The organism is Sporofaciens sp. JLR.KK001, from assembly GCF_036941055.1.
GTDB lineage: Bacteria > Bacillota > Clostridia > Lachnospirales > Lachnospiraceae > Sporofaciens.
On record NZ_JAYMNO010000001.1, the window covers coordinates 356,484 to 372,001 of the forward strand.

General features: G+C 50.2%; 14 protein-coding genes. 7 read left to right on the forward strand and 7 right to left on the reverse strand.

Going from position 1 to position 15,518, the window contains the following annotated elements; all coding sequences use genetic code 11:
* Window positions 1-21 precede the first annotated feature (21 nt).
* On the forward strand, window positions 22-702 hold the full coding sequence (locus tag VSQ62_RS01895; RefSeq protein ID WP_334632881.1) for a response regulator transcription factor: 681 nt from the start codon (window positions 22-24) through the stop codon (window positions 700-702).
* On the forward strand, window positions 675-1,937 hold the full coding sequence (locus VSQ62_RS01900) for a sensor histidine kinase (RefSeq protein ID WP_334632882.1): 1,263 nt from the start codon (window positions 675-677) through the stop codon (window positions 1,935-1,937). Before VSQ62_RS01895 ends, VSQ62_RS01900 begins: the two co-directional genes overlap by 28 nt.
* A 40-nt stretch (window positions 1,938-1,977) precedes the next feature.
* On the opposite strand, the gene VSQ62_RS01905 is transcribed toward VSQ62_RS01900, so the two are convergent.
* On the reverse strand, window positions 1,978-2,121 hold the full coding sequence (locus tag VSQ62_RS01905; protein WP_334632883.1) for a hypothetical protein: 144 nt from the start codon (window positions 2,119-2,121) through the stop codon (window positions 1,978-1,980).
* Between the two features lie 199 nt (window positions 2,122-2,320).
* Between VSQ62_RS01905 and VSQ62_RS01910 the strand changes: the two genes are divergently transcribed.
* Both VSQ62_RS01910 and VSQ62_RS01915 read left to right on the forward strand, forming a co-directional pair.
* Window positions 2,321-2,998, forward strand: a complete 678-nt coding sequence (locus VSQ62_RS01910) for an ABC transporter ATP-binding protein (protein ID WP_502957801.1) — start codon at window positions 2,321-2,323, stop codon at window positions 2,996-2,998.
* The gene (locus VSQ62_RS01915; protein WP_334632885.1) at window positions 2,998-5,463 is read left to right on the forward strand and encodes an ABC transporter permease; all 2,466 of its coding nucleotides are present in this window, start codon (window positions 2,998-3,000) and stop codon (window positions 5,461-5,463) included. Before VSQ62_RS01910 ends, VSQ62_RS01915 begins: the two co-directional genes overlap by 1 nt.
* On the opposite strand, the gene VSQ62_RS01920 is transcribed toward VSQ62_RS01915, so the two are convergent.
* From VSQ62_RS01920 to VSQ62_RS01935, 4 genes are all read right to left on the reverse strand, one after another.
* Complete coding sequence (locus VSQ62_RS01920) at window positions 5,453-6,544, reverse strand: helix-turn-helix domain-containing protein (RefSeq protein WP_334632886.1); 1,092 nt, start codon at window positions 6,542-6,544, stop codon at window positions 5,453-5,455. The two genes, VSQ62_RS01915 and VSQ62_RS01920, sit on opposite strands and share 11 nt — an antisense overlap.
* Window positions 6,541-7,002, reverse strand: a complete 462-nt coding sequence (locus VSQ62_RS01925) for a hypothetical protein (RefSeq protein WP_334632887.1) — start codon at window positions 7,000-7,002, stop codon at window positions 6,541-6,543. The genes VSQ62_RS01920 and VSQ62_RS01925 overlap by 4 nt, the downstream gene beginning before the upstream one ends.
* A gap of 35 nt (window positions 7,003-7,037) precedes the next feature.
* Entirely contained in the window at window positions 7,038-7,451 is a 414-nt protein-coding gene (locus VSQ62_RS01930; protein ID WP_334632888.1) for a DUF4430 domain-containing protein, read from the reverse strand.
* Between the two features lie 243 nt (window positions 7,452-7,694).
* Entirely contained in the window at window positions 7,695-9,035 is a 1,341-nt protein-coding gene (locus tag VSQ62_RS01935) for an MATE family efflux transporter (protein WP_334632889.1), read from the reverse strand.
* A 472-nt stretch (window positions 9,036-9,507) separates the two neighbouring features.
* Between VSQ62_RS01935 and araA the strand changes: the two genes are divergently transcribed.
* From araA to VSQ62_RS01950, 3 genes are read left to right on the forward strand one after another with little or no spacing between them, the layout of a single operon-like run.
* A complete protein-coding gene (araA, locus tag VSQ62_RS01940; RefSeq protein WP_334632890.1) occupies window positions 9,508-11,007 on the forward strand; it encodes an L-arabinose isomerase in 1,500 nt (499 codons plus the stop codon).
* Between the two features lie 15 nt (window positions 11,008-11,022).
* The gene (locus VSQ62_RS01945; RefSeq protein ID WP_334632891.1) at window positions 11,023-12,618 is read left to right on the forward strand and encodes a xylulokinase; all 1,596 of its coding nucleotides are present in this window, start codon (window positions 11,023-11,025) and stop codon (window positions 12,616-12,618) included.
* A 25-nt stretch (window positions 12,619-12,643) separates the two neighbouring features.
* Entirely contained in the window at window positions 12,644-13,345 is a 702-nt protein-coding gene (locus tag VSQ62_RS01950; protein ID WP_334632892.1) for an L-ribulose-5-phosphate 4-epimerase, read from the forward strand.
* A 344-nt stretch (window positions 13,346-13,689) separates the two neighbouring features.
* Here VSQ62_RS01950 and VSQ62_RS01955 read toward each other — a convergent pair whose 3' ends face one another.
* Together VSQ62_RS01955 and aroB are read right to left on the reverse strand one after the other, a co-directional pair.
* Window positions 13,690-14,436, reverse strand: coding sequence for an SDR family NAD(P)-dependent oxidoreductase (locus tag VSQ62_RS01955; RefSeq protein ID WP_334632893.1), 747 nt, complete (start codon window positions 14,434-14,436; stop codon window positions 13,690-13,692).
* A 16-nt stretch (window positions 14,437-14,452) separates the two neighbouring features.
* On the reverse strand, window positions 14,453-15,517 hold the full coding sequence (aroB, locus tag VSQ62_RS01960) for a 3-dehydroquinate synthase (protein WP_334632895.1): 1,065 nt from the start codon (window positions 15,515-15,517) through the stop codon (window positions 14,453-14,455).
* Window position 15,518 lies beyond the last annotated feature (1 nt).

The following is a 15,518-nucleotide window of genomic DNA, read 5'->3' on the forward strand; positions in this document are numbered from 1 at the left end:
AGAGACGGGAAAGGAAACACCATGCAGGACATATTACTACTGGAAGATGACAAAAGTCTGAATCGGGGAATCACATTCACATTACAGAAAGCGGGATACAGCGTTACCTCTGCGTTTACGCTGGCGGAAGCAGAGAGCTGTCTGGAGGAATCCAGATATTCGCTCATCATCTGCGACATTACCCTTCCAGACGGAAGCGGCCTTGACCTTGGCAGGAGGATCCGCGAGATCAGCGACGCCTATTTTATCTATCTGACGGCGCTTGATTCGGAGATCGATATGGTAAATGGCTACGAGGCGGGAGCCGACGATTATATCACCAAGCCATTTTCCCTTATGGTGCTGGTCTCCAAGGTAAACGCACTGATGAGGCGTATCGGCAGTGCGAAGGAAGAGAAGGGAGTCATGGCCTGCAAAGATATAGAAGTGAACTGCCGGGAGATGAAGGTATATAAGGACGGCCGTGAGGTTGCGCTCAGTAAGAAGGAGCTGCAGCTTCTAGTGTATCTCTGGGAGAATGCCGGGCGGATCGTATCCAAGGAGAATATCCTGGAACATATCTGGGATGTGGACGGGCAGTTCGTGGATGATAATACGGTGACGGTCAATATCAGCAGGCTTAAGGCTAAGCTTGGAACGGATGAGATCTCGAATGTGAGAGGGCTGGGATATATATGGAGCGGAAAAGTAATAAGAAGGTAAAAAAGTATCTTGTCATCTGTCTGAGCTTTGCTGCAGTGTTTTCGTTCTTCATGCTGCTGTTGGCCAGGTATGAGATCACCGAAGAGAGGAGAAGGATGATCACTTTGATGACGGAGCATCCGGAATTGGAGACAGAGATCATAGCCGCATGGGAGAAGCATGGATTTCGGATCCCCTTCGGCGAAGCCGCGCCGGAAGGAACATTGGACAGAAAAGAGATCAGCCGCGCAATAGGGAAGATAGAAGATAAATACGGGTATGATCTGAAATACACGAGATCCGCGGGAGGATTATGGATATTCTGGGGAGCGGGCATGCTTACCGGTATTCTGCTGATCGCCTCGGCAGGATATCTGGAGCGGAAGAAGAGTGTGGCCGCCAAGGATCACCTCCAGGAATTGTATGAGTGCCTGTGGCAGTTCAGGGAAGGCAGATTCGGTGAGATCCCGGATTATGAAGAGGAGCCTTCGGAGTATTCGGAAGAATGGATGAAGGTGTGGGAATCCTTGCGGGAGCTGGGGGTATATTTTGAAGGGCTTAAGGACAAGCTTGAGGAGGAAGAGAAGAATACGAAGAGCCTGATTACGGACATTTCCCACCAGCTTAAGACGCCGCTTGCGTCTCTTCGGATGTGTTATGAGATCGTGTCAGGCGATCAGCTTGCGGCAAAGGAACAGGAAGAATTTCTGGAGCAGGAAGGAAGAGAGATCGAGAAGCTGGAGACACTTCTCAGGGAGATGGTCAATCTGTCCAGGCTTGAGGCGCACATGATTCAGTTAAGACCAGTACCGGCAAGTCTTAAGAAGACGCTTACAGAGGCGGTCAGCCAGGTCTACATGAAAGCAAAGAATAAGAATATTGAGATACAGGCGGATATGGAGGAAGACCATGTGATCTGCCATGATACAAAATGGACAGAAGAAGCGTTCGTTAATATTCTTGACAATGCAGTGAAATATTCCAGAGAACTTACAACCGTTACGGTGCGTGTGAGGCCTCTGATTAGAAATGTCCTGATAGAGGTGGTGGATGAAGGGATCGGGATACGGCGGGAAGAATTGCCGAAGATCTACCAGAGATTCTACCGGGGAGATGATGCGGCGAAGATGGAGAAAGAGGGTGCGGGAGTAGGGTTGTATCTTGCGAGGATGATATTAGAACGCCAGGGAGGAACCATATCTGCGAAGCAGAAGACAGGAGGCGGAACGGTGTTCAGGGTTACGCTGCCATCATAACCAAAGAGGATATCGCTTGCAGGGCAATATCCTCTTTCACCTAGTTACCGTCTTCTAACATTGATTGAAAAATATCTTTTAATTCCTGCAATTCCTTGTTGTCAGGCGATTCATTCAAAGCTCTTTCGATCTGTGCAAGAGTAAGCCTGACAAAGCCCTGAAATTGCCTATTCGTCAGTCCCATATTGTCACCTGCTTTCTATCAGTGTTGTTTACCCGTTACTTTATTATATCAATTGACGATTTCAGCGTAAAGCTTTTGTATGGGGATTCTTACAAAATTGTTATAGTCGGTGTAAGGGATATGTAAGGATAGGAGATTATAGTTATACTTGATAGAACTTTTAATAAGCGGCACATGAAACGGAGGTAACTATATGAAGATGGACAACGGTAAGATATTGGCAGTGGATGATCTGGTGAAATATTACGGCACAGGAGAGAACCAGGTACGGGCAGTAGACCATACGAGCTTAGAGATAGAGAGAGGGAAGTTCACGGCGATCGTGGGGCGGTCGGGCTCCGGCAAGTCCACGCTCCTGCATCTGATCGGAGGGCTTGACCGGCCGGATGAGGGGAAAGTATGGATAGAGGGCAAGGATATCTTCGCGCTTAAGGACGACAGGCTGGCGGCATTCCGCAGGAAGAAGATCGGGTTCATCTTCCAGGATTATAATCTGATCCCGTCGTTAAATGTATGGGAGAATATCGTGCTCCCGCTGGGACTGGATAACCGGAAGGTGAAGAGGGAGGACGTACAGGAGGTGCTGGAGAAGATCGGCCTTACGGATAAGGAAGAGACTATGCCTAATGCGCTGTCGGGAGGGCAGAAGCAGAGGACCGCGATTGCCAGGGCGCTTGTGACCCGTCCGGCTATCATCCTGGCAGATGAGCCTACAGGGAATCTGGATTCCCAGACAGAGCTGGAAGTGATGAGCCTGATGAAGAGCTGTGTGACGGACTTCGGGCAGACATTGATCATGATCACGCATGATGAGATGATCGCCCAGATGGCGGACCGGGTGATTGAGATCGCAGACGGTAAGGTGGTGAGTGACTGATGAAGATGACAACGAGAGTCGCATTTGACAATATGAAATATTATAAGAACAGGAATATACTGATAGGAATCACGATCATCCTGACGACCATGCTGCTGTTCATAGTTCCCGCGGTGGGACGGGGAATGCTGGAAATTCAGTTTGCCGTAACAGACAGACTCTATCCGTCATGGCATGCTCTTTACCGGAATGTGGATGAGGAGACGGCCCGTAAATTGGCAGTGCATCATGATATATCCAAGTTCGGCCTCCGAAGCGACGCAGGCTACATGAATCTTGATAAGGCATCGGTCGTTATGATGTATGTGGATGAAGCGGGGATGGAATTATATAAGATGGCGCCGGCAGAAGGAACGATTCCCAGGCGGGAGGATGAGATCGTGGTATCCCCGGGGATTCTTAAGGAGCTTGGCCAGCAAGGGGATATCGGCGATACGGTCACCGTGCCTTATCAGATCTTCCGAGGCGGAGAGCTCGATCTTACACAGCAGAAGGAATTTCGGATCTGCGGATTCTTCGAAGACAGTGAGGATAATTATGAGAAAAGGATCTATACGGCTCTGGTATCGGAAGCATTTCTGAAAAATGAGATTCCAAAAGACGAGATCGCCTACCGTTTTCTTCTTCAGATCGGAGATGAGGATAAGCCTACGACAGATGAGATTGAAGACAGGATCAAGAATGCGGCAGAACAGTTTGGAATCCCGGAAAGTGAAATTAACATTAACACAGATTATCTGATGGCAAATTATGTAGACCCGGTCATGGTTCCGGCGATCGTTCTGATCATGCTGATCGTCATGCTGGCGGGAGCGATCACGATATACAGTATCTACTATGTGTCTATGAACCAGAGAATCCGGGAATTCGGCAGGATGAAAGCGATCGGCGCTACAAAGCGCCAGATACGGCAGATCGTGCTCCGGGAAGGATTATGCATTGCTGCTTTTGCTGTTCCGGCAGGTCTTCTGATCGGTACATTTGTATCCCGGGAAGTGATAGAATGGCTCCTTAAGTTTACTGATTCTGAAGCGATGGAAGCGTTTGCAGAGACGGCAAGGGAGGTCTTGGCGGACGGTGAAGTGAATCTGTGCTGTTGGTGGATCTATCTGCTTGCGGCTGCGGTAACGGTGTGTACGGTGTATTTTTCCCTTGCCAGGCCGATGCATATGGCGGCAAAGGTCTCTGAGGTGGAGGCGATGCGCATGCAGACTGCCGGGAAGAATCGAAGGAGCAGACGGAAAGGTTATGAGTTCCTGTCGATCGGGCGCCTGACTCTGAGGAACCTTACAGAGAATAAGAAGAAAAGTGCGGTCACGATCGTCTCCATGGCGGCTACAGGGGTATTCCTGATGGTGGTTGCCACCGTTCTGTCCTGCGCCGATCCCCGGGAGAGCGCCGATAACTCTCTTGTGGGGCAGTATGAGATCCTGCCTGACATAGAAGAATATAATAAGGAACATCCGGAGCGGAAATGGTCTGAGATCCAGAAGGATAATCCGCTGAATGATACGCTGAGGCAGCAGATCGAAGCGCTTCCCGGTGTGGAGAGGGTAGATGTATTTTCCTCTCTCAGGGTAGACGGAGATGTATTTTCAGAGGAAGAGGGGAATTCGCTTAACGGAATCCCGCAGGAATATGCAAAAGAGCTGGAAAAAGGCGTCACAGAAGGAAAGGTGACTTATGAGGAATTGAAGACAGGAGATAAGGTGCTCATCGACGAAGCGATTAAGTACTGGCACCCTGAACTTAAGGTGGGAGATAAGCTGAACCTGAGGATTCAGGACGGCGGCCGGACATTTAATAAGGAAGTTGAGATTGCAGCGATCGGGGATTACAGGAACGGTCTGACTAATTTTGACTATCTGATCATGGCGAAGGAGGCCGTGGACCGGCTGAGTGAATATAATTCCTCCAGGTACTTCCATGTAATTGCAGACAAGGACTATGACCAGACGCTTGAGAAGAAGCTTCAAGACATCATAAATGCGTCTGGAAGGATGTCTATGCGGACCTGGAAGGCTGAGTATGAACAGTGGCGGACGGCTTTGGCAACGACGAGAGGAGCGAGTTATGCGTTCCTTGGAATCCTGGCGGCGATCAGTGTGATGAACCTGATCAATACTATGATCAACAGTGTCCACGTGCGCAGGAAAGAACTGGGAATGATGCAGGCGATCGGGATGTCGGATTCACAGCTTATGAAGATGCTGCAGTTAGAAGGCCTGTTCTATACGGCCGGTACACTGGCAATCTCGGTAGGGCTTGGAAGCCTTGCCGGATACCCGGTATTCCTGTATGCGAAAAAGCACGGAATGTTTAATATATCGGCCTATCACTACCCGGCAGCGGCGGCAGTTGTGGTATCCATTGTATTACTGGCGCTTCAGATTGCGCTGGCGGCAGGGATATCCCGGTCGGTGAGGAAGAATTCGCTGATAGAGCGGATCCGGTTCAGTGAGTGATCTGTTTCCGGTATCTGGAGGGTGTGGCGCCGTATTTTTCCTGGAATATCTTATAGAAATATCCTTTGTTGCGGTAGCCGACCGATTCTGTGATCTCATCTACGCTCTTATCGGTAGAAATCAGCATATGCGCCGCACGCTCAAGGCGGATCTGCTGTACATAAGCAGAGTAAGTAAGACCGGTCTTGCTCTTGATGAGCCGGTTAAAGTAGTCTTCCTGGAAGTGAAATTCCCGGACTAACTCCTGGATGGTGACTGTGGCAAAATGGCGCTTGATGTAATCCGATATCTCTTCAAATACGATCCAGTTCATGGTTTTTCGCTGTTCTTTGGACAGCGAAAAGTCATAGCGGGTGCTGATGATGCGAAAAATGCGCAGCAGCAGGCCCTTGCAGATATAGTGCGAGCCGATCTTGTTATCATGCAGTTCATTCAGCAGGAGGCAGAGACAGCTCTCTAATTCGGCTGCCGCACCGGGATCGGAGCCTGGGCGGAAATGCAGATATTGCTGCAGATCCTTCTGTTTGAGCAGCGCGGACTGCAGGAAATAGATGATCTTCTGTGTGGCGACATTTTCATCCATGATCTCGGTGAACATGTCGTTGGCAATTCCAAGGAATAAGATGACGGCGGGCTGGTCTAACAGGTAGTCCTGATGCAGGCAGTTCTTGTCGATCAGGCACAGATCGCCCTTGGAAAATGTGATGTCATGGCTTAAGATCCTCTGGCGGAATTCACCCTCAACCACATAGGCGAGTTCGATGTAATCATGCGTGTGAAGCTGCGTCCGTTCACCGGAATGAAAATTAAGCCGGTAACAGAAAGGCTCCGGCGCCGGATGGAGGGTAGCGTGTAAGGTCTGCGCCGGAAGGGAAGCGTCTATGTCCCAGCACAGTGCAAAGATCCGCTCCTTAAGAGGCAGCGGGTAAGTCTTGACCTCCCAGTCAGACTTTGAATATTCCGGGCAGACAAGACGCGGCCCCAGCTTATGGTCGGGAGGCAGCGGCGCTCTCTCATATCTGGTAATGTAAGTGCATAATTCAGATAGTGTCAATGTAACAGCCTCCTTGGCAATTATCATCTCTTAAGCTTCCCAAGAAGCGTCCGAAGCGGCCGGTAACATATCAGGGATACGGCAACATTTCCCGCACAATGGAGCAGATCAAAAGGAATTCCAGATACCCAGTAGGAGAACCCGGTCGCCCAGCCTCCGGCAATAAAATAAGGCAGGGCATATAGCATTCCAAAAGAAAGCCCATATGCGCCGAGAATCACAGCAGTCATAATTACGGAAGTCTGCTGTCTGCCGCTCCGGAGAACGATCAGCGCCAGAACGCTCCAGATATACAGATATCCGAACCACCAGAGACCGAAGCCGTAGATACAGCCCTCCAGGAATACGAACACATAGATAATGAAGAAGACTTTCTTACGGTAGACCTGGGTATATATGTAGATTAAGAGGGATACGATCTCTATATTAGGAAGGTAGGACATCCCAACCTGTCCGATAAGCAGGATAGCGCTGAGAAATCCCATGCTCACAAGTTCCTTGTTGTTCTCCATTACCTGTTTTAATAACCTTCCATCATAGTCAGCTCAAACTGATCGCCGTTCTCGATAGGAGTCTGGTCGGCAGAGGTGTTGACGGATTCGCCGCCTTTGGTAATGCACCACCACTGTTCCTTCGAGTCGTCTGCCGTTTCGCCGTCAACGGAAGTGATAAACAAACCGTAATCTCCGTCGGTTCCTTCTACAAGGCCTTCTGCTTCTATGACTGCGCCGAGGTAAGCCTCGTCGGTCTGATAGACGAAATCTTTTGAAGACTGATCCGCATGTACGACGGTTACGGTGATCTCTTTGGCGCCGGTCTGCCCCTTAGGGATAAATACCTTGTAAATGCAGAACATGGCTGCTGCTGCGATCACCAATGCTGCGATCAGTAAGAGAGTTTTTTTGGCTGAGTGTTTTTGTGTGTTGTTTTCCATTTTTGTGCCTCCTTTTTGTATGCTGTGTGTTTTTTTGCTATGTCAAAAACATAGCGTTATGGTAAAAGGGGACTCAAACTTCTTCCAATAATAGTGCAATAGAGGATAGAATGTTTCGCTTTGGACGGAAGCCCCATTCTACACATATACAGGTATTCTGGCTACGGACATAGTCCTCACAGTGACCCCATCGCTCAGGATTCGCACCTGATTCCCGCTGTATATATGCTAATTGCGATATTACTATAAAATTATATTTTTTTCAAGAGCTTTTTTGTAAATGATATATGCAAGCCCTGCCGTAACGAATTCCGTGAAGCAGAAGGCGTACCACACTCCGTCTGCGCCGATGAACTTACTCAATATATATGCCGCCGGTATGATGACGACTGCATACCGAAGCAGGGAGATACACAGAGACGGCGTGCCCTTGCCCAGACCTTCCAAGGCTCCGCAGCAGGTAATAGAGACTGCGGATACCACGAATCCGAGACTGATGATATGAAGGGCAGTGACGCCGATCTTAATGGTCTGCGGGTTGGAGGTGAACATGCCGAATAAGCTTGCCGGGAACAGCCAGGACAAGAAAGTTCCGATTACCATGACCCCCATGGTAAGGGCAAGAGAGGTCCGGAAGATCTTCTGGACACGCTCTTTTTCACCCGCGCCGTAGTTGTACCCCATCAATGGCCGGATTCCCTGGATGATTCCGTTTGCCGTCAGGTAGATGAAGGTCTGAAGCTTATAATAGACGCCCAGTACAAGTACATATGTCTCTGAGAAGCCTGCAAGGATGCCGTTCAATACAGAGATCAGCAGAGACGGGAGCGCCAGAGTCAGGGTTGCCGAGATGCCGACGGAATATAATCTTGCCGTTATATTTTTCTCGGGTTTCCAGTATTTCCGTTCGATCTTAATGGGAATGGGGCTGATCTTGCTGCACAGATAATAGACGGCAAGAGAGAATACCTGGCCGATTCCGGTGGCGTAGGCGGCTCCGGCGATTCCCATGGCAGGGAAGAACCCGATCCCGAAGATCATCAGCGGATCCAGGATAATATTGGCGATGAAGCCGCACATCATACAGAGCATGGAGACCTTCATCTTGCCGACAGCTTGGAAGAGCTTCTCGTATACCAGTGTCAGGGCGATGACCGGAGAGAACAGGAACGCCCGGTTCGAATACTCAAGCGCCATTTTGATCACCGTGTCATCAGAAGAAAACATACCAAGGAATGCAGGCATGACAGCGATGGACAGTACCGTCAGAGCCACGCCGTGAAGGAGGCTTAAGAAGGTTCCCTGGGTTGCGGTCTTGCTCGTGCGGACAGAGTCATTTGCTCCAAGGAAATATGCCGCGCTTGCATTGATCCCTATAGAGAAACCGATGGCGATGGCGTTGATCATGTTCTGGATGGGGTAGACCAGCGCCAGCGCCGTCATGGCGTCCTCGCTTAATTTGGCCACGAAATAACTGTCTACGATATTGTAAAGTGAGTTGACCGCCATGGATATGACCATGGGCAGGGACATAGACAGCACAAGCGGCAGAATCTTCTTCTCTTTCATGAATGTTTGTTCCATAATCTTATTCCTCCTTCGTCTGGAATTATTCCCGCAAAACAACGGGCCAGGTATCCATGCCTGCATGCCTGGATATCCGGCGGCTGCCTCGGGGTATTTAGCTTCCAACATAAAAATACCACACAAATGCATGCATGCAATCGTGTGGCGAAAAAAGATAACTCTTTAAAAATCCACTCCATGTAGGTTTGAAATAAGTATGTCATACAGGAAGCCAATTGTCAATCTGAAATTGCGGATTTGCCAGGTAGCAGTTCAGGTAGATCCGTGCACTTGCTAAACTGTTACTTGGCCGGAAGCCAGGTCGGATTAGGTAACTTTTTCTGTGAACAGGCAGAGTTATGAACTTGCAGAGAATTGACGGATATCTATATAATAAGATCAGATAGATATAAGGCGTGTATTTGGCCGGGATGGCGGATGAGCCGTTATGCTGCGCCGAATACATTTTCAAGAAAGTGAGGAAATCATCATGCTAAAATCAAAAACTTATCAGTTCTGGTTCTGTACAGGTTCACAGGATTTATACGGGGACGTGTGCCTGGCTCACGTGGCGGAGCATTCTCAGAAGATCGTGGAGGCGCTGAATGCATCCGGCAATCTTCCTTATGAGGTTGTATGGAAGCCGACGCTCATTACCAATGAACTGATCAGGAAGACTCTGAACGAGGCGAATACGGACGAGACTTGCGCGGGAGTCATCACCTGGATGCATACGTTCTCTCCGGCCAAATCCTGGATTCTCGGCCTGCAGGAGTACAGGAAGCCGCTGCTTCACTTCCATACACAGTTTAACCGGGAGATTCCGTATGACACCATTGATATGGATTTTATGAACGAGAATCAGGCGGCCCACGGGGACAGAGAGTACGGTCATATCTTCAGCCGTCTCGGCATGGAGCGCAAGGTGATCATGGGTTACTGGGAGGACGCGGATGTCCAGAAGAAGATCGGTTCCTGGATGCGCACTGCAGTGGGCGTGATCGAGAGCAGCCATATCCGTGTGATGCGTATTGCCGACAATATGAGGAATGTTGCGGTGACAGAGGGCGATAAGGTTGAGGCGCAGATCAAGTTCGGCTGGGAGATCGACGCGTATCCGGTCAATGAAATAGCAGCAGAAGTAGAGGCAGTTTCCAAAGGAGATATTGACGCGCTGGTCGAAGAATATTATGATAAGTATGAGATACTTTTGGAAGGCAGAGATGAGAAGGAATTCAGAGAGCATGTAGCGGTGCAGGCAGGAATTGAGATCGGATTCGAGAGATTCCTTGAGGCGAAGAATTATCAGGCGATCGTGACGCATTTCGGAGACCTTGGAAGCTTAAAGCAGCTCCCGGGACTGGCGATCCAGAGATTGATGGAGAAGGGCTACGGGTTCGCCGGAGAAGGCGACTGGAAGACGGCTGCCATGGTACGTCTTATGAAGATCATGACTCAGGGAATGAAGGATGCGAAGGGTACTTCATTTATGGAGGATTATACCTATAATCTGGTTCCGGGCAAGGAAGGGATCCTGCAGGCACATATGCTGGAGGTATGCCCGACGGTTGCAGACGGCAAGATCAGTATTAAGGAACAGCCGCTCTCCATGGGAGACAGGGAAGATCCGGCAAGGCTGGTATTCACATCGAAGACAGGACCGGCGGTCGCAACTTCACTTATCGATCTCGGAGACCGTTTCCGTCTGATCATCAATGATGTGGACTGCAAGAAGGTAGAGAAGCCGATGCCGAAGCTTCCGGTTGCAACTGCATTCTGGACGCCGCAGCCGAATCTTCAGACAGGAGCAGAGGCGTGGATCCTGGCAGGCGGAGCGCACCATACTGCATTCTCTTATGACCTGACTTCCGAGCAGATGGGCGATTGGGCAGCGTGCATGGGTATTGAAGCTGTCTATATTGACAAGGATACGACCATCCGCCAGTTCAAGAACGAACTGTTGTGGAACAGTGTTGCGTATCGCAAGTAGGATAGGAGGAGCAGCATGAGCAATGTAAAGGAAGTGATTGAGAGCGGCAGAGCCGTTCTTGGTATTGAGTTGGGATCAACCAGGATCAAGGCAGTGCTGATCGGCGAGGATCATACGCCGATCGCATCCGGCGACCATGGATGGGAGAACCGTCTGGAGGATGGAAACTGGACCTACTCGCTGGACGATATCTGGACAGGCCTTCGGGACAGCTATAAGAACCTGGCGGCAGACGTTCGGGAGAAGTACGGCGTGACGCTGAAGAAGATCGGTTCCATCGGATTCAGTGCAATGATGCACGGATATATGGCGTTTGACAAGGACGGGGAGCTTCTGGTGCCGTTCCGTACCTGGAGGAATTGTACCACAGGTCCGGCAGCAGAGAAGCTGATCGATCTGTTTCAGTATAATATTCCGCTGCGGTGGAGTATTGCCCACTTATATCAGGCGGTCTTGAACGAGGAAGAGCATGTGAAGGATGTGGCGTATTTTACTACGCTGGCAGGATATATCCACTGGAAGCTGACCGGCGAAAAGGCGCTTGGAATCGGAGATGCGTCCGGTATGTTCCCGATCGATGTGGAGAAGAAGGATTTTAACGAGGATATGATCCGTAAGTTCGACGAGCTGGTGGCTGACAAGAATTATCCGTGGAAATTAAGAGAGATCATGCCGAAGGTCATGGTTGCGGGCGAGACGGCCGGGACCTTGACGGAAGAAGGTGCGAGGCTCTTAGATGAGAGCGGCAATCTTGAGGCGGGTATTCCGATGTGTCCGCCGGAAGGCGACGCGGGGACCGGCATGGCGGCGACCAACAGTGTTGCTAAGCGTACCGGTAACGTATCCGCGGGAACCAGTGTATTTGCTATGATCGTGCTTGAAAAGGAGCTTAAAAAGGTGTATCCGGAGATCGACCTTGTGACCACGCCGGACGGCAGCCTGGTTGCCATGGTGCATGCGAATAACTGTACCTCTGACCTGAATGCGTGGGTAGGCATTTTCAAGGAATTTGCAGAGAGCTTCGGTATCGAAGTGGATATGAACAAGTTATTCGGAACGCTGTATAACAAGGCTCTGGAGGGCGACGCTGACTGCGGCGGGCTGTTATCTTACGGTTATCTCTCAGGGGAATTCATCACAGGTGTGGATGAGGGACGTCCGCTGTTCGTAAGGTCGCCGAAGAGTAATTTCAATCTGGCGAACTTCATGCGCGTGAACCTATTTACTGCGCTTGGGGCGATCAAGGTAGGTATGGATCTTCTGCAGAAGGAGGAGAATGTGGAGATCGACTCGATGCTCGGCCACGGAGGGTTATTCAAGACCAAGGGCGTCGGACAGAGGATTCTTGCGGCGGCTATCAACGCGCCGGTATCCGTTATGGAGACGGCAGGCGAAGGGGGGCCTTGGGGAATGGCGCTTCTCGCTGCTTACATGAAGAACAGAGCCGACGGGGAGACTCTGGAGGATTATCTGGCGAAGAAGGTGTTCGAGGGCAACGAAGGCAGCCGGATGGAACCTGATGCAAAGGATGTAGAGGGATACGAAGTATTTACTGAGAGGTATAAGACGGGCATTGCTATTGAGAAGGCGGCGATCGAGAGCCTGATCTGATCGCGGCTAAAGGAGTTGGAACAATATGTTAGAACAGTTAAAAAAAGAAGTATATGAAGCGAACATGCTTCTCCCGAAGTACGGTCTGGTGACCTTCACCTGGGGCAATGTAAGCGGTATCGACCACGAGAGCGGTCTGTTCGTGATCAAGCCAAGCGGTGTAGAGTATGACAAGCTTAGACCGGAGGATATGGTCGTCGTAGACTTAGAGGGCAATAAGGTTGAGGGAGATTACAATCCATCCTCAGATACGGCGACTCATGTGGTATTGTATAATCGTTTTCCGGAGATAGGCGGTATCGTGCATACCCATTCGTCCTGGGCGACGAGCTGGGCACAGGCCGGAAGAGGGATTCCGTGTTACGGAACGACCCACGCGGACTATCTCTACGGCGAGGTCCCCTGTGTCAGGAATCTGACCAAAGAAGAGATCGATGAGGCCTATGAGAAGAATACAGGCATCCTGATCGCGGATGAGTTCGAGGCGCGCAGGCTGGATTATCATGCCGCGCCGGCAGTATTGTGCAAGAACCATGGGCCTTTCACCTGGGGGAAGGACGCTCATGAGGCGGTACACAATGCGGTGGTATTAGAGGAGGTCGCGAAGATGGCGGCGCGCTGCGAGCTGATCAATCCGAAGAACCAGCCGGCGCCGCAGGAGCTGCAGGATAAGCATTATTACCGGAAGCATGGTGCGAATGCTTATTATGGACAGCCGGGGCGATAGAACCGATATGCTGCAATAAAATAATAGAGACTGCCGAAGAATTCCGGCAGCCTCTTTTTTTAAATTATTATGTAAATGACGCTTTTATTGACGCCCCAGATTATACCATATCCGAAACTGGAAGTCTATGTTGGTGTAATATTTGTTGTTATTTGTTGCATTCGGACAATTTAAAAGGACTGCATGTTGGGAGGAGTGCAGTCCTGAGGAAAAAGTTATGAAAAAGAATTTTGTTGTTCGTTTCATCGAACAACTATAGTATAAGCAGAAACTGTGATGAAAGTGTGATAAAAATAAGAATTAATTGTTAACAAATCAAGAACGAAATGTTTCTACACAGATTCTTATACAGTTGTGAACAGATCGATGGATTGTCCGGTCATCACCGGCGGTGCGTCGCATAGAAGATATAGGATTGCTTTAGCCACATCGGCAGCGCTCCCCATGGGCACGCCGTCCTGTCCGACAGAATGGTTATATACACGCTGCCCAGGTGTGTCCACGATCCCAGGGGCTACGGCGTTGACCTGGATGCCGTATTCCTGTGTCTGGATGGCGGCAGTCTTGGTCATCGTGATAATGGAGCCCTTCGCCACAGCATATGCGCCCATCTGGGAGGCGATACGCCCCATCCTGGAAGAGACGCTGACAACCTTACCGCTTCTCTGGCTGATCATAATAGGAAGGACATGCTTCATACACAGGAACGGGATACGGACATTGGTCTTGATGATCTGATCCCATTGCTCCTCCGTCCATTCCCAGAGCTTGATAGCCTGATGCTCGATATTCCTGTAGATCTCGGACGGATATCCGCCGGCGTTGTTGACCAGAATGTCGATCTTTCCATATTTGTTCATAATCTCGCCCACCATTGCCTGCACCTCGGCTCCTACCGTGAGATCGTGGGATATGGCGATGGCAGAGCCTCCGTTGTCTTCGATCATTTTTACAGTCTCATCAAGGTCAGCCTGGGTTCTTGCAACTGCAGCGACGGCTGCACCTTCGGCGGCGATCGCAAGGGCGGCTTCCCGGCCAATCCCCTTTCCGGCTCCTGTCACGATTGCGATTTTTCCTTTTAATTGATCCATAAGATATTCATCTCCTTTATAGAATAGCGTCTCCATATTGTCCGAAGAAATCTGCAGTTGTAGGATGGATGAAGCTTGCGCCGATATCATGCAGCAGGATCACATTTAATCTGTTATTCAGATTCTTCTTATCCAACAGAATCGCGCCCATCAATTCCTGCATCGGCAGTCCGCATTCATGCGGAAGACCGTAAGACTTAAGAACTGCCAGGATGCGTTCGGATATTCCGGATACGGTCAATCCCTGTTCTTCAGAAAGCTTCGTGATCTGGTACATGCCGATCGCCACAGCCTCTCCGTGGCTCTCTCTTCCATAATGATAGTATTGCTCTATTGTATGTCCGAGCGTATGCCCGAAGTTCAGAAGCATCCGCTCTCCGGTATCGAATTGGTCATGTTCCACAACCTCCCGCTTGATATCCACACAGCGTTCTATGATTGCAGGCAGCTCTTCCTTTAGTTCCGCAAAAGAGCCGTGGGATTCCAGCATACGGAATAATCCGGCATCCTTGATGCAGCCGTATTTGATCACTTCGCCCATGCCGTCAATGATAAATCGTCCGTCCAGTGTATCTAACACGAGCGGATCGATCAGCACCAGAGCCGGCTGATAGAACGCGCCCACCAGATTCTTCCCCTGAGGCAGGTCAACGGCTACCTTGCCGCCCACGGAAGAATCCACTTGAGCGAGCAGGGAGGTAGGTATCTGTATCAGCTTCACACCCCGTAAGAAGCTGGAAGCGGCAAATCCTGCCAGGTCGCCGATCACTCCGCCGCCAAGAGCGATGATCAGGTCGCTCCGAGAGATCTTTGCTTCAAGCAGGGCAGTGTAGACGGCGGGAAGGGTCTGGAAATCCTTCGTTGCCTCCCCGTGGGGGAGTATCAGGCGGCGGCAGTCGTAATCCCTGGACAGCTGTTCTGTAAGCTTATTCCCATAGAGAGGATAGACATGGTCATCCGAGATGATCATGATCCTTCTGCCGGAAAATATTTCTCTGATGTATGAGGCGGATCGGGACAGCAGATTATTTTCGATATAAATAGGGTAGCTGTCCGCTCCCAGATTCACAGTTAATTTCATA

What these genes read in the sequence shown, in the direction of transcription:
- VSQ62_RS01930 (WP_334632888.1), bottom strand. Translation starts at nt 7,451, where the DNA reads ATGGAAAACAACACACAAAAACACTCAGCCAAAAAAACTCTCTTACTG.
- VSQ62_RS01950 (WP_334632892.1), top strand. Translation starts at nt 12,644, where the DNA reads ATGTTAGAACAGTTAAAAAAAGAAGTATATGAAGCGAACATGCTTCTC.
- VSQ62_RS01935 (WP_334632889.1), bottom strand. Translation starts at nt 9,035, where the DNA reads ATGGAACAAACATTCATGAAAGAGAAGAAGATTCTGCCGCTTGTGCTG.
- VSQ62_RS01910 (WP_502957801.1), top strand. Translation starts at nt 2,321, where the DNA reads ATGGACAACGGTAAGATATTGGCAGTGGATGATCTGGTGAAATATTAC.
- VSQ62_RS01900 (WP_334632882.1), top strand. Translation starts at nt 675, where the DNA reads ATGGAGCGGAAAAGTAATAAGAAGGTAAAAAAGTATCTTGTCATCTGT.
- VSQ62_RS01920 (WP_334632886.1), bottom strand. Translation starts at nt 6,544, where the DNA reads ATGATAATTGCCAAGGAGGCTGTTACATTGACACTATCTGAATTATGC.
- araA (WP_334632890.1), top strand. Translation starts at nt 9,508, where the DNA reads ATGCTAAAATCAAAAACTTATCAGTTCTGGTTCTGTACAGGTTCACAG.
- VSQ62_RS01955 (WP_334632893.1), bottom strand. Translation starts at nt 14,436, where the DNA reads ATGGATCAATTAAAAGGAAAAATCGCAATCGTGACAGGAGCCGGAAAG.
- VSQ62_RS01905 (WP_334632883.1), bottom strand. Translation starts at nt 2,121, where the DNA reads ATGGGACTGACGAATAGGCAATTTCAGGGCTTTGTCAGGCTTACTCTT.
- VSQ62_RS01915 (WP_334632885.1), top strand. Translation starts at nt 2,998, where the DNA reads ATGAAGATGACAACGAGAGTCGCATTTGACAATATGAAATATTATAAG.
- aroB (WP_334632895.1), bottom strand. Translation starts at nt 15,517, where the DNA reads ATGAAATTAACTGTGAATCTGGGAGCGGACAGCTACCCTATTTATATC.
- VSQ62_RS01895 (WP_334632881.1), top strand. Translation starts at nt 22, where the DNA reads ATGCAGGACATATTACTACTGGAAGATGACAAAAGTCTGAATCGGGGA.
- VSQ62_RS01925 (WP_334632887.1), bottom strand. Translation starts at nt 7,002, where the DNA reads ATGGGATTTCTCAGCGCTATCCTGCTTATCGGACAGGTTGGGATGTCC.
- VSQ62_RS01945 (WP_334632891.1), top strand. Translation starts at nt 11,023, where the DNA reads ATGAGCAATGTAAAGGAAGTGATTGAGAGCGGCAGAGCCGTTCTTGGT.